The 12,962-nt window shown below is 69.0% G+C and carries 9 protein-coding genes and 1 pseudogene; 5 read left to right on the forward strand and 5 right to left on the reverse strand.

Translation table 11 applies throughout. The features are described 5' to 3' along the window. Positions 1-80: 80 nt before the first annotated feature. The 3 genes from SHTP_RS17290 (at position 81) to SHTP_RS17300 (ending at position 2,926) form a co-directional block, all read left to right on the forward strand. Positions 81-1,826, forward strand: a complete 1,746-nt coding sequence (locus SHTP_RS17290; protein ID WP_096372531.1) for a cytochrome c biogenesis protein DipZ — start codon at positions 81-83, stop codon at positions 1,824-1,826. Between the two features lie 87 nt (positions 1,827-1,913). Then, complete coding sequence (locus SHTP_RS17295) at positions 1,914-2,507, forward strand: fasciclin domain-containing protein (protein ID WP_096371262.1); 594 nt, start codon at positions 1,914-1,916, stop codon at positions 2,505-2,507. Between the two features lie 164 nt (positions 2,508-2,671). Further along, positions 2,672-2,926, forward strand: a complete 255-nt coding sequence (locus SHTP_RS17300) for a DUF2631 domain-containing protein (protein WP_071498386.1) — start codon at positions 2,672-2,674, stop codon at positions 2,924-2,926. A gap of 30 nt (positions 2,927-2,956) precedes the next feature. Here SHTP_RS17300 and SHTP_RS17305 read toward each other — a convergent pair whose 3' ends face one another. From SHTP_RS17305 to SHTP_RS30715, 5 genes and pseudogenes are all read right to left on the reverse strand, one after another. Beyond that, on the reverse strand, positions 2,957-3,829 hold the full coding sequence (locus SHTP_RS17305) for a cytochrome c biogenesis CcdA family protein (RefSeq protein WP_096371263.1): 873 nt from the start codon (positions 3,827-3,829) through the stop codon (positions 2,957-2,959). Positions 3,830-3,842: 13 nt separating this feature from the next. Beyond that, the gene (gene dsbE / locus SHTP_RS17310) at positions 3,843-4,364 is read right to left on the reverse strand and encodes a disulfide bond-forming protein DsbE (protein WP_096371264.1); all 522 of its coding nucleotides are present in this window, start codon (positions 4,362-4,364) and stop codon (positions 3,843-3,845) included. A gap of 131 nt (positions 4,365-4,495) precedes the next feature. Further along, complete coding sequence (gene rlmN, locus SHTP_RS17315; protein WP_096372532.1) at positions 4,496-5,590, reverse strand: dual-specificity RNA methyltransferase RlmN; 1,095 nt, start codon at positions 5,588-5,590, stop codon at positions 4,496-4,498. Positions 5,591-5,699: 109 nt separating this feature from the next. Continuing rightward, the gene (locus SHTP_RS29845; protein ID WP_477497732.1) at positions 5,700-7,532 is read right to left on the reverse strand and encodes a GTP-binding protein CgtA; all 1,833 of its coding nucleotides are present in this window, start codon (positions 7,530-7,532) and stop codon (positions 5,700-5,702) included. Between the two features lie 216 nt (positions 7,533-7,748). Then, a pseudogene (locus tag SHTP_RS30715) lies at positions 7,749-10,535 on the reverse strand (PE family protein); the annotation flags it as partial. Positions 10,536-10,834: 299 nt separating this feature from the next. On the opposite strand from SHTP_RS30715, the gene SHTP_RS17325 reads away from it, so the two are divergent. Together SHTP_RS17325 and SHTP_RS17330 are read left to right on the forward strand one after the other, a co-directional pair. Further along, positions 10,835-12,037: an ISAs1-like element IS2404/ISMul1 family transposase gene (locus SHTP_RS17325; RefSeq protein ID WP_420873019.1), complete on the forward strand. Its 1,203-nt coding sequence runs from the start codon at positions 10,835-10,837 to the stop codon at positions 12,035-12,037. A 59-nt stretch (positions 12,038-12,096) separates the two neighbouring features. After that, positions 12,097-12,828 (forward strand): TetR/AcrR family transcriptional regulator, encoded by a 732-nt coding sequence (locus SHTP_RS17330; protein WP_096371266.1) that lies wholly within the window; start codon positions 12,097-12,099, stop codon positions 12,826-12,828. Positions 12,829-12,962 lie beyond the last annotated feature (134 nt).

Raw genomic sequence — 12,962 nt, forward strand, 5'->3', positions numbered from 1 at the left:
CCCGACCGACCCCAATGCGGCCCGGCCAGCCCGCCGCTTCGACTAGCCATCCAGGACCTCCGCAGTTTCGAATAGTGAACATGGTCACGCTTGCACTCGTCGGCTTCGTCGGAGGTCTGATCACCGGGATCTCGCCGTGCATCCTGCCGGTGCTGCCGGTGGTCTTCTTCTCCGGCGCCCACGGCGGCGCCACGGTGGCCACCACACAGACGGGGGTTAGTACGCCGGACCCGAAGGCCGCGCGTGTCCAGACACGCCCCTATCGGGTGATCGCCGGCCTGGTGCTCAGCTTCTGTCTGGTGACCCTGACGGGTTCGGCGCTGCTGTCGTTGCTGCATCTGCGCCAGGACACCATCCGCTGGGTCGCGCTGGCCGCGCTGGTGGCGATCGGCTTGGGCTTGATCTTTCCGCGACTCGAACAGTGGCTGCAGCGGCCGTTTTCCCGCATCCCGCACAACTCGATCAGTGCTGGCGGCACCGGTTTCGGGCTCGGGTTGGCGCTGGGCGTGCTCTATGTTCCCTGCGCCGGCCCGGTGCTCACCGCCATCATCCTGGCCGGCGCCACCTCGAGAATCGGGCTCAACACCGTCGTGCTCACCTGCGCATTCGCCCTCGGAACCGCCTTGCCACTGCTGTTCTTCGCCCTGGCCGGGCGCGAGACGGCAGGACGGGTGAGCGCGTTTCGTCGGCGCCAGCGCGAGATCCGGATTGGGGCCGGAGTCGTGACGATTCTGCTGGCAGTGGCCCTGGTGCTCAATCTGCCCGCGACTCTGCAACGGGCCATCCCCGACTACACCAGTGCGCTACAGGGCCTACCGGAGCAGGTGGGCGGCCCCAACCAGATCGGCACCAACCTGGGCGGCATCGGCGGTCTTGTGACTGACCAAAACGCGCAGCTCTCCGACTGCACCAACGGCGCCGCCCAACCGCAAGACTGTGGCAGCGCACCCGACATCACGGGAATCAGCGGCTGGCTCAACACCCCTGAGCACCAACCGATCCGGTTGAGTTCGCTGCGAGGCCGCGTGGTGCTGGTCGACTTCTGGGCGTATTCATGCATCAACTGCCAACGCGCCATCCCCCACGTCGTCGGCTGGTACCGGGCCTACAAAGACAGCGGCCTGGAAGTGATCGGCGTGCACACACCCGAGTACGCGTTCGAAAAGGTGCCGGAAAATGTTGCGGCCGGCGCCGCGGATCTGAACATCACCTACCCGATCGCGCTGGACAACAACTATTCGACCTGGACGAACTACCGCAACGCATACTGGCCCGCCGAGTATCTGATCGATGCCAGTGGCACCGTTCGGCACATCAAGTTCGGCGAGGGTGACTACGACGGCACGGAGAACCTGATCAGACGGCTACTCGCCGACGCCAATCCGGGCGCCAAACTGCCGGCACCCGTGGACGCCGCCGACACCACACCCGCGCTGAGCCTGACCCCCGAGACATATTTCGGCGTGGGCAAAGCGGTCACCTTCGCCGGCAGCGGCTACGACCAGGGTTCGGCGACGTTCAGCTATCCGCTCGCGCTGCCCCCAGACACCTTCGCCCTGCAAGGCCCCTGGTCCCTGGACCACCAGCGGGCCACGGCCGACGGCGACGACTGCCGCATCAAGCTGAACTACCTCGCCAAGAACGTCTATCTGGTGGTCGGTGGCACCGGAACCCTCACCGTGACCGGAGCCGGCAAGTCGACGACGCTGCGGATCGGCGGGGCACCCACCTCGCATCAAATCGTCGCCGGCGACCAAGTGCAACGAACCACGATAGAAGTGCATCCCAGCAAAGGATTGCAGGTGTATTCATTCACCTACGGATGAATTATTTTTCCCACAACACCGATCCAAAATCGCTGCGGCTCCGAATAACAGTCAGAGATCCACCCGACAACAAAGGAGCCATAGGCAATGAAGTTCCACAACCCAGCAATTGCAGCAACCGGTCTCGCGGCAGCCGCTGCGGTAGGCCTGGTGGTGGCCACCGCTCCGAGCGCGATGGCCAGCCCGCCAGACACGCTGGCCGGCCCCGGATCCAGTGCCTACGCACAGCAAGTGCCGACCGGGCCAGGGTCGGTAGCCGGCATGGCGGCCGAACCGGTCGCGGTGGCGGCGTCGAACAACCCGATGCTCACCACGCTGACCTCGGCGTTGTCCGGCAAGCTCAACCCGCAGGTGAACCTGGTCGACACCCTCAACGGCGGCCAATTCACAGTCTTCGCCCCGACCGATGCCGCGTTCGGCAAGATCGACGCCGCAACGATCGACTCGTTGAAAACCGATGCGCCGCTGCTGAAAAAGATCCTCACCTATCACGTGGTCCCCGGGCAGTTGAGTCCGTCGCAGGTGGTCGGCACCCACAGCACCGTCGAGGGCGCCTCGCTGACCGTCACCGGTTCTGGCAATAACCTACAGGTCGGTGACGCGGCCGTGGTCTGCGGCGGAGTGCAAACCGCCAACGCCGTGGTGTACATGATCGACACCGTGCTGATGCCGCCCAGCTAGCCAGCTAGGCATCACCGGCAGCGGCGACGCATTTCGCTACGGCGATTCCTCCGGACGGGTAGCACAAAGGTGATGACCCCGGTCTGCGCTTCGGGCAGATGTGCCAGAATGATCGGGTTCGATCCGAAGACGTGCAGTAGCCAATCCCATCCGGAGGAATCGCTGTGGCCAGTACTGAGGTGGAGCCTTTCACCGGCGTCGATATCGCCGAGGTGCCGTCCGCACGCTGGGGATGGAGCCGGATCAATTACCGCACCTGGCACATCACCGGCGCGTGCATCTTTGTGTTCCTGCTGGCGATGCCGCGCGGCAACCACGTCGGCCATGTCGAAGACTGGTTCCTCATCGGGTTCGCCGTACTGACGCTGGCCGTCCTGGTTCGTGACCTGTGGGGCCGCCGGCGCGGCTGGCTCCGATAGCGGTTTCCCGACCAACTCGGCGCGCGCCGCTTAGCGACGGGCCCGCCGATACCAACTAACGCTGAACGCACCGGCCACCAGCAACGTCAGCACCACCACCCACGGCCAGATACCGTGCTGGTGGACCCAGCCGGCCAACTCACCTTGGATGCGGCCGGCCACACCGATCACCCGATCTTGGGGATCGACCAGTAGACCAGAGGTCAACCGCACCTCGTAGTAGCCGTAGTAGCCGACGTAGAGCCCAACCACCGCCAGCAACCCACCGCTGATCCGGTTGACCAGCGGCAGCACCCGCCGCAACCGGTCGGCCAGTGCCGAGCTGGCGGTCGCGGCGGCAATGGCGAGTGCGCCGACCACCATGGTCAGGCCCGCGATGTAGGCCAGGTAGATTGCCACCGCCCCCAGGATCGAACCGCCCCGCAGGCCCGCCCCGGTTACCGCGATAAACGGCCCGATGGTGCAGGACAACGAGGCGACGGCATAGCTGACGCCGTAGCCGTACATGGAACCCAAGCGGGCCGTTGGCGCCCATCGCGGACCAAACCCGCTAGGGGTCAGCGCGGCCAACTCACGCCCCGACAGCAGCCACACCCCAAGGCCGAAAAGCAGCACACCAATCAACACAGTCAGGTAGGGCAGGTATCGCTGCACCGTGGAAGCTGCCGAGATGGTCAAAGCGCCAAAGGCACCGAAGACCGTAAGGAAACCGAGCGCCATCCCGATGGTGGCGGCGATGGCTCGGCCGACCGCGCCGATCGGAGAGGCAGCCTCCCCCGACTCGCCGCCATGCTGCCCGCGCACCACCAACAGCAGGTATGTGGGCAGCATCGCGAATCCGCATGGGTTTAGCGCGGCCACCGATCCGGCGGCGAAGGCCAGCGCGACCAGGGCCGAATTCATCGGGGTCGGGGAATCAGGACGTCAGCGCGGCGACCCGGTCGGCCAGTTCCTGCTGGGACATGGCCGAGGTGGGGTTGTTGACGAAGGTCGAGGAACCGTCGGCCCGATAGAACACCCAGGCCGGCTGCCAGGGCACGTTGTAGCGCGCCCAGATCGCGCCGTCGGCGTCGTTGATGTTGGTGAAGTTCAGCCCGTATTTGGAGACGAAGCCCTGCATCGCACCCACGTCCGAATGCGCGGCGATGCCGACGAATGTGACCCCGGGGTTGGCGGCCGCCACCTGGCTGGCGGCGGGGCCCTCGGCGTTGCAGAACGGGCACCACGGCGTCCAGAACCACAACACCGCCGGCTTACCCTGCAGGCTGGCCCCGTTGAAGGGCGCGCCGCCCAGCGTCGTCGCGGTGAAATCGAGACGATCGTCGGCGGCGCGGGCGCGCGGCGCGGCGATCACGCCGAGCGTCAGGACAAGCGCGACCATGCTGGCCATCAGGACCGCGACAAACCAACGATTGCGGGGCGTAGGGCGAACAGTCATAGCAGACCTCACTTACTGGTGTTTGCCTTGATGACGTAATACCCACTGACGCGGTTCATCGCACCCGCTGCAGCTACCCGCCTTCGGCGGCCAGCTGTCCGCAGGCCCAGCCCCAATCGCCCACGCTCCAGCTACCCGCCTTCGGCGGCCAGCTGTCCGCAGGCGGCGCTGATCTCGCGGCCGCGAGTATCCCGTACGGTGCACGAAAACCCTTGTGCACGAACTCGTTTGACAAACTCCCGCTCCACCGGCTTGGGACTCGCATCCCAATCGCTGCCCGGTGTCGGGTTGAGCGGGATCAGGTTGACATGGACCAACGGACCCAGCGCGCCATGCAGTCGTTTACCCAGCAGATCAGCCCGCCAAGGTTGGTCATTGACCTCACGGATCAGCGCATACTCGACGGAGACCCGACGACCGGTCACCTCTGCATAGTAATGCGCGGCCTCGAGAGCTTCGCTGATCTTCCACCGGTTGTTGACCGGCACCAACGTGTCGCGCAGTTCGTCGTCGGGCGCATGCAATGACAGCGCCAGCGTGACGCCGAGGCGTTCATCGGCAAGCTTGCGGATCGCGGGCGCCAAACCCACCGTCGAGACCGTCACCGATCGGGCCGAGATGCCAAAACCCGTCGGCGGCGGTTCGGTGATGCGACGCACCGCCGCCAGCACCCGGGCGTAATTGGCCAGCGGCTCCCCCATGCCCATGAACACGACATTCGACAACCGGTCACCGAACTCGTCGCGCAACGCCGCGGCCGCGGCCCGCACCTGTTCGACGATCTCTGCAGTCGACAGATTGCGGGTCAGGCCGCCCTGCCCGGTCGCGCAGAACGGACACGCCATCCCACAGCCCGCTTGCGAGGAGATGCACACCGTATTGCGCTGCGGGTAGCGCATGAGCACCGATTCGACGGTGACACCATCGGTGGCGCGCCATAGCGTCTTTCGCGTCTGGCCCGCGTCACAGGTGACCTCTCGCGCCGCGGTCAGCAGGTTCGGGAACATCGTTTCCGCGATCTGGTCACGCACCGCCGCCGGCAGGTCGGTCATCTGACGGGGATCGGCGATCAGCCGACCGTAGTACTGGTGTGCCAGCTGCTTGGCCCTGAAAGGCGGCAGGCCGAGCGCGGCCACCGCCGACGCGCGGCCCTCCGCGTCGAAATCGGCAAGGTGTCGCGGCGGCTTCCCGCGACGCGGCTCCTCAAACATCAACTCTTGGGCCATGTGCTCCAGTTTGACATCCGTGCCGCGGCCGCAGCCGGGATTGCGAACCAACCGCGGCTTTCTGCACCCTCATCGTGGTTCGACCGGCACACGACCCACCGCGCGGGGGTCAGGGGCTTGCGGGGGCGCCGCCGGTCCCGCCGACGCCGGGCGGACCGGCGTAGCCGGGTGGAGGAGGTTGGCCTGGGCCACCGTTGTAGCCGGGAATGCGTTGTCCGTCAATGGTGCTGGTGCCGCCGCGGCCGCCGGCACCGCCGTAGCCCCCCGTAGCGCCGTTACCGGTGCCGCCGGTGCCACCGTCCCCGCCGTAGCCGCCGACCCCGGCGGTGCCGAGGACGCCGATACCGCCGATCCCACCGGTGCCGGAGGTGCCGGCAAAGGTGCTTCTACCGCCGGTCCCGCCTCGGCTGCCGTCGCCGCCGGTGCCGTAGGTGCTGGAACCGCCAACACCACCGGTGCCGCCGACCCCGCCGGCCCCGGAGTAGGTAAAGACGACGTTGTGATCGAGGGTGCCGCCGCTGCCACCGGCACCACCAGTCCCGCCATTGCCAGCGACGCCGCCGACTGTGTTGGAGTAGCCACCTTCGCCGCCATCGCCGCCGGCGCCACCAACGCCGGGGACCACTTCCAGGATTGCGGCGGTTTGGCCGACCTCGCCGGCGGCGCCGCCATTCCCACCGCTGCCACCGTCGCCGCTGTTGGTACGACCGGCGCCACCGATGCCACCGGTACCACCGCGGCCCCCGTTGCCGGCCGTTGTGCTGCCGGCCGCCCCGTTACCTCCGTTACCGCCGCCGCCACCGGCGCCACCGCTGGCCGCGGAATTTGTACTGAACACGGTGCCCCCGTTGCCGCCATTGCCACCGGCCCCGCCGACTCCGCCGGTGCCGTTGGTGCCACCGGAGCCGCCGGCCCCGCCATTACCGCCAGTGCCACCGCCACCGCCGCTCGGGCCGAACAAGCCTCCGGCACCGTCGATACCGTGACCGCCGTCGCCGCCGGCACCGCCTCTTCCTCCGGTCACGGAGCCGACGCCACCGTCGCCGCCGTTACCACCGTGACCTCCGTATCGCGGCGTACCAGATTGGCCGCCATTGCCGCCGTCGCCGCCGCTGCCACCGACACCGCCGACAGAACCGTAACCACCGGCACCGCCGTTACCTCCGTGGCCGCCGTCGCCGGTCGCGGTGCGGCCACCGAGCCCGTCTCCCCCGCTGCCGCCGGTGCCACCGACCCCTCGAATGCCCGCGGCGCCTCCGGCGGCTCTAGTGCCGTCGCCGTTGAGGCCGCCGGTGCCGCCGTTGCCACCGAAGCCGCCGTCTCCACCGGCACCACCATCTCCTCCAGCCCGCTGGTTGTACCCGGCTTTGCCGTTGCCGCCTTCGCCGCCGTACCCCCCGGTGCCTCCTTGGCCGCCGTCGCCTCCGTGGCCGCCGGCACCATCGTGGAATCCGGTTGCATGGGCCTTTCCGCCGTTGCCGCCGTCGCCGCCGGCGCCGCCAGCAGACCCGAGACCGCCCGCACCGCCGTTCAGGCCGTTTGCGTCCACCTGCGACTCACCGTGCGCGCCCATACCACCCGCGCCACCGGTTCCCCCCGTACCGCCGTCCCCACCGTTACCGCCGAGGACTCCTCCGGCACCTCCCACGCCGCCGGCACCGCCATGCCCACCAGGACCACCGCCAGACCCGCTCAGGCTTTGGCTTCCGTCGCCGCCGGTCCCGCCGTCGCCGCCGTTACCGCCATTGCCGTAGGCCCCGCCGTTGCCGCCCCGCCCACCGGCTCCGCCGAAATCGCCCGGTGGGTTAGAGAGGTTGCCGGCGCTACCGCTGCCGCCGTCGCCGCCGTCACCGCCGTCGCCGCCGCTGGTGGGGCTGTACCCGCCTAGTCCACTCAATCCGTTGGTCGAGCCGGCACCGCCTTTACCGCCGGCACCGCCCACACCCGGGTCACCGCCATTGCCGCCGTCGCCGCCGGCGCCACCGGTTGTCGCGGCTCCGTTTCCGCCCCGGCCGCCGTCGCCGGCCAGCCCGCCGGCGCCACCGGCGCCACCGGACCCACCAGCACCGCGGGTGCCATCGGAGTAGCCGGCCGCTTGTGCGTGACCGGCTGCTCCTCCGTCGCCCCCGGCACCGCCGTCGCCCCCGGTACCGCCGTGGCCGCCGTCACCACCGCGGCCACCGTTGTGGGTGCCGTTATCCGCGGCGGCACCGGCCGCGCCGGATCCGCCGGCACCACCATCACCACCGAACCCGCCGTCGCCACCGTCGCCCCCGTGACCGGCCAGGGCCCCACCGTTGCCACCGGCCCCGCCCGCGCCGCCCACACTGCCGGCGCCGCCGTCGGTGCCTCAGCCCCCCGGAGCAATCGCGGTCAGCCCGCGTTCTCCATTGACGCCGTCACCGCCGTCGCCGCCGTGCCCGCCGTTGCCGTAGAGCCCGCCGTTACCGCCGGCACCGTCGGCACCGCCGGCGATATCGACCGCGCCTTTGCCGCCATCACCGCCGGCACCGCCGTTGCCGCCGTTAGTCGGGCTATGCCCGCCAAGGCCGGTGAGTCCTGTGGTCGAGCCGACACCGCCTTTACCGCCGACCCCGCCGGCGCCGGTGTTACCGCCGTGGCCGCCGTCCCCGCCGGCCCCACCGAACCCGACCGCGCCGTCTCCACCGCGGCCGCCGTCGCCGGCGAGCCCGCCGGACCCGCCACGGCCACCGTTGGGATCCGCGGCGCTGCCCTGATCCCCGGCACTACCCGTCGCGCCGGACCCGCCGAAACCACCATCACCGCCGGCCCCGCCGGCACCACCATCACCGCCGTGACCAGCCAGGGTTCCGCCCAGCCCGCCGGACCCGCCAGCACCACCAGCGCTGCCAGCCCCACCGCTGGTACCCGAGCCCCCCGGTGTGGTCGCGGTCGACCCCTGCGATCCGGTAACACCGTCGCCACCGGCACCGCCGTCACCGCCATCTCCATACGTTCCGCCGTCACCACCGGCCCCGCCGGTCCCACCGGCGATATCGATCGCACCCCTGCCCCCCTCGCCGCCGGCACCGCCGTTGCCGCCGCTGGTCGGGGTTGCTCCGGAAAGGCCGTGCAATCCGGTGCTCCCGCCGGTACCACCGGCACCGCCGGACCCGCCAGTACCGGAGTCGCCGCCGTGGCCACCGGCGCCACCGTTACCACCGGCGCCACCGTCGTGGCCGACGGTACCCGAGTCGCCCGCAGTGATCGCGGTCAAGCCCCGCGATCCGGCGATCCCGTTGCCGCCAGCCCCGCCCGCACCACCATTGCCGTAGAGACCGCCGTTGCCGCCAGCCCCGCCGGTTCCGCCCAGCACCGCGCTATCGGCCCCCGGCCTCCGGCACCGCCATTACCGCTCAGTGGGCGGGCACCTTCGCTGCCATGAGCGCCCGCGATCGAGCCGGCCCCGCCGGCGCCGCCAGCACCACCCACACCGGGGGTGCCGCCATCACCGCCGGCACCACCGGTACCGCTGCCACCACCGGCAAACGTGCCCGTGGCCCCCACACCACCATCACCGGCCAGCCCACCGGCCCCACCGGCATCGCCGGCCCCGCCGGCACCCTGGCCGCCGAAGAAGCTGATCAACCCGCCCGCACCCCCGGCGCCGCCGGACCCCCGGCCCCGCCGGTACCGCCATCACCGCCATCTCCGCCGTCACTGCCCAACACCAGCCCGTCCGCGCCGCCACCACCGGCACCGCCGACACCCCCGACACCGCCAGCACCCCCGTCGCCGCCGGCACCGGCCAGCCAGCCGCCCCGCCCCCCAACGCCCCCATCACCGGCACGGCCGCCATCACCACCGGTCTGGCCCGCACCCCCGGTGCTACCGCCATCGCCGGCACCACCGCCACCCCCGGCCCCACCGTGGCCGATCAGCCCCGCCGCACCACCGGCCCCGCCGGTACCGCCGGCGCCACCACCGCCGACCTCACCACCCACCCCGCCGGCACCACCGTCGCCGTCGCCGCCATAGACCAGCCCGCCCTGCCCGCCGCCGCCACCGGCACCGCCATCGAGACCCATGCCCTGCCCGCCGGCGCCGCCGGCCCCGCCCGCACCCCACAACCACGCTCGACCCGCCGCACCGCCAACACCACCGCTAAGCGCACCCACCCCGCCGGCACCACCGTCGCCGCCGCCGCCATAGACCAGCCCGCCCTGCCCGCCGCCGCCACCGGCACCGCCATCGAGACCCATGCCCTGCCCGCCGGCACCGCCGGCCCCGCCCGCACCCCACAACCACGCTCGACCCGCCGCAGCACCAACACCACCGCTAAGCGCACCCACCCCGCCAGCACCACCATCCCCGCCGGCACCCCACAACCAGCCGCCATTGCCGCCCACCCCGCCCGCACCGCCGGCCCCCGAGGCGCCGCTGAGCCCGCCCGCACCACCGGCCCCGCCTCGCCCGATCAACCCCGCCGAACCACCCGCCCCACCGCTTTGACCCACCCCGCCCGAACCCCCATTACCCCCGTTACCCCACAACAAACCCCCCCGCCCCACCGGCTTGACCCGTCCCGGCCGCCCCATCAGCGCCATCACCGATCAACGGCCGCCCCACAACGCCACCGCCGGCCCGTTCACCGCCCCCCACACGCCCCGCTCAATCACCCCTAGCGGCGACAACGTCCCCACCGCAGCCGCCTCAGCCCCCGCATACGCCCCCGCCCCGGCCCCCAACGCCCGCGCGAACCGTTGCTCAAACTCCGCCCACTGCCCACACACCGCCTGATACTCGCGACCAAACCCCCAAACAACGCCGCAATCGCCACCGACACCTCATCACCGGCAGCCGCCGTCACCGACGTCGTCGCCCCCGCCGCCGCCGCATTAGCCGCACCCACCACCGACCCAATCCCGGCCACATCGGTTGCCGCCGCCGCCACCCACTCCGGAACCACACTCACAAACGACACAACACCCACCGCCCATCCACCCAAAGGCCAACAGAGTTCGACCCGGACCCAACCGGTCCAAACACGCTATATCCGCAGGTCAGCGATGCATCTGTAGAAAAATCAGATCGCCAAAAGTTGAGTAGAGATCACGACATGCCAGGCTCGCGGCAATCTCAGGGCTCCGGCGTTGTTGATTAGCAGGCTTGTGAGCTGGGTTGATGATCTTTGGTGCCGCGCTATTGGGGCCGGAGTGTAGGCACGGGCTATCTGGAGAACGATCGAGTTGGTTACTGTTCGTCGTTGGTCTGGAGTTGCCCGTGCCTATCGTTTCAGTATTGCCTGTGTCGTCGGTTCCAGAGGTGTTCGACCGCTGGAGTCCTGGTGAGCGCAGCGAGCTCATCGGATCGGAGTTTCTCGATGTGTTGGCCTCGGTGCCAGACCCGAGGGACCCACGCGGTCGGAGGTATTCGCTGATGGCTTTGTTGGCGATCGCGGTTCTGGCCACTGCCGCGGGGATGCGCGGCTATGCTGGTTTTGCCACATGGGCGGCCACCGCTCCCGATGATGTGTTGGCCCAATTAGGGGTCCGGTTCCGGCGGCCCAGTGAGAAGACCTTCCGCGCTGTTTTGTCTCGGCTAGACCCCGCCGACCTCAACGCCAGGATGGGCAGTTACTTCACTGCACACGTGGCCAGCAGCGACCCCAGCGGATTGGTGCCGATCGCGTTGGACGGCAAGATGCTGCGTGGTGCTTTACGCGCCAAAGCGACAGCCACGCATCTCGTGTCGGTGTTCGCCCACCGTGCCCGATTGGTGCTCGGTCAACTCGCTGTCGCCGAGAAAAGCAATGAAATTCCCTGCGTACGTGCCCTGCTCACGCTGCTGCCGGGTAGCTTGCGGTGGCTGGTCACCGTGGATGCGATGCATACCCAGGTCGTCACCGCGAAGTTGATCTGCGCCACCTTGAAGTCGCACTACCTGATGATCGTCAAGTCCAACCAAGCCAAAATACTTGCGCGTATCACCGCGCTGCCCTGGGCCGAGGTGCCCGCAGCCGCTACCGACGACTCCCGCGGCCACGGCCGTGTCGAGACCCGCACCCTGCAAATCATCACCGCTGCACGAGGAATCGGCTTCCCCTACGCAAAACAAATCATCCGGATCACTCGTGAACGCTTGATCACCGCCACCGACCAGCGCAGCGTGGAGGTGGTCTATGCCATCTGCAGCCTGCCGTTCGAGCACGCCCGCCCTACCGCGATCATGACCTGGATGCGTCAACACTGGGGAATCGAGAACAGCCTGCACTGGATACGCGACGTCACCTTCGACGAAGACCGTCAAAGGGCACATACCGGAAACGGCGCACAGGTCCTAGCAACGCTACGCAACACCGCGATCAATCTGCACCGCCTCAACGGCGCCGACAACATCGCCGAAGCCTGCCGGATCACCGCTTTGACCGCCAACCGCCGCCTACACCTCCTCAATCCACAATTCCCCAGCTCACAAGCCTGCTAATCAACAACGCCGGAGCCCTGGGCGCACGTACCGTTCTTCACAGCACCACGACGGCGAGCATGCAGCCGACAACCACGCACCCGGCCCAAGCCAGAAGGCTTCGTAGTTCTGGGGAATTGCTTGGCGCGCGAGATGTATCGGCCCACAACAAGCCACGCAACGTCGACAACACCAGGGGTGGTAACGCGCCCGCCAACGAGCGGCGCCGCCGGCCCGGTCGCCTCCGTGGCAACAGCTCCGACACTCGGCAGCGCATTCTCGCCAGTGCTCGCGAACTGTTTGCGAGCAACGGTATCGACCGAACATCGATACGGGCGGTGGCCGCGGCGGTAGATGTCGACGCGGCGCTCGTGCATCACTACTTCGGCACCAAGCAGCAGCTGTTCGCCGCCGCGATCCACCTTCCCATCGACCCAAAGCTCGTGCTGAAACGCATGCAGAACACCCCAACCGCTGAACTCGGATTCGCGCTGCCGTCCATGCTGCTGCCGATGTGGGATTCCGAACTCGGCACGGGGTTGATCGCCTCGCTGCGCTCCCTGTTCGGCGGCGGCGATGTGGACTTGGCACGCTCCTTCCTGCAAGAAGTCGTCACCGCCGAGATGGCGTCGCTGGTCGACAATCCAGCGGGAACGGGCATGATCCGTGCCCAGCTAGTCGCGTCGCAATTGCTGGGCGTCGTCATGGCTCGCTACATCTTGCAGATCGAGCCGTTCGCCTCGATGCCGGCAGAGGACATCGCGCGAGCCATCGCGCCGAACCTGCAGCGTTACCTCACTGGGGAAATCTAGGTCCCGCGCGCATCGTTGATCGGGCGTGCTCGCCGTCGTCATCGGCAGCGCGGGCCTGGTCGACAAGTGGCGCCGGGAGACAGTCTTGGTGCGGTGGGCCGGTCGAGGCGGCGGAATCGTCGAGTAGATTCCCG

The sequence above is a fragment of the Mycobacterium ulcerans subsp. shinshuense genome (genome assembly GCF_002355775.1).
GTDB lineage: Bacteria > Actinomycetota > Actinomycetes > Mycobacteriales > Mycobacteriaceae > Mycobacterium > Mycobacterium marinum.

Coding starts and splice junctions, on each gene's coding strand:
- dsbE (WP_096371264.1), bottom strand. CDS start 4,364: ATGACTGTTCGCCCTACGCCCCGCAATCGTTGGTTTGTCGCGGTCCTG.
- SHTP_RS17305 (WP_096371263.1), bottom strand. CDS start 3,829: ATGAATTCGGCCCTGGTCGCGCTGGCCTTCGCCGCCGGATCGGTGGCC.
- SHTP_RS17290 (WP_096372531.1), top strand. CDS start 81: ATGGTCACGCTTGCACTCGTCGGCTTCGTCGGAGGTCTGATCACCGGG.
- rlmN (WP_096372532.1), bottom strand. CDS start 5,590: ATGGCCCAAGAGTTGATGTTTGAGGAGCCGCGTCGCGGGAAGCCGCCG.
- SHTP_RS17330 (WP_096371266.1), top strand. CDS start 12,097: ATGCAGCCGACAACCACGCACCCGGCCCAAGCCAGAAGGCTTCGTAGT.
- SHTP_RS17295 (WP_096371262.1), top strand. CDS start 1,914: ATGAAGTTCCACAACCCAGCAATTGCAGCAACCGGTCTCGCGGCAGCC.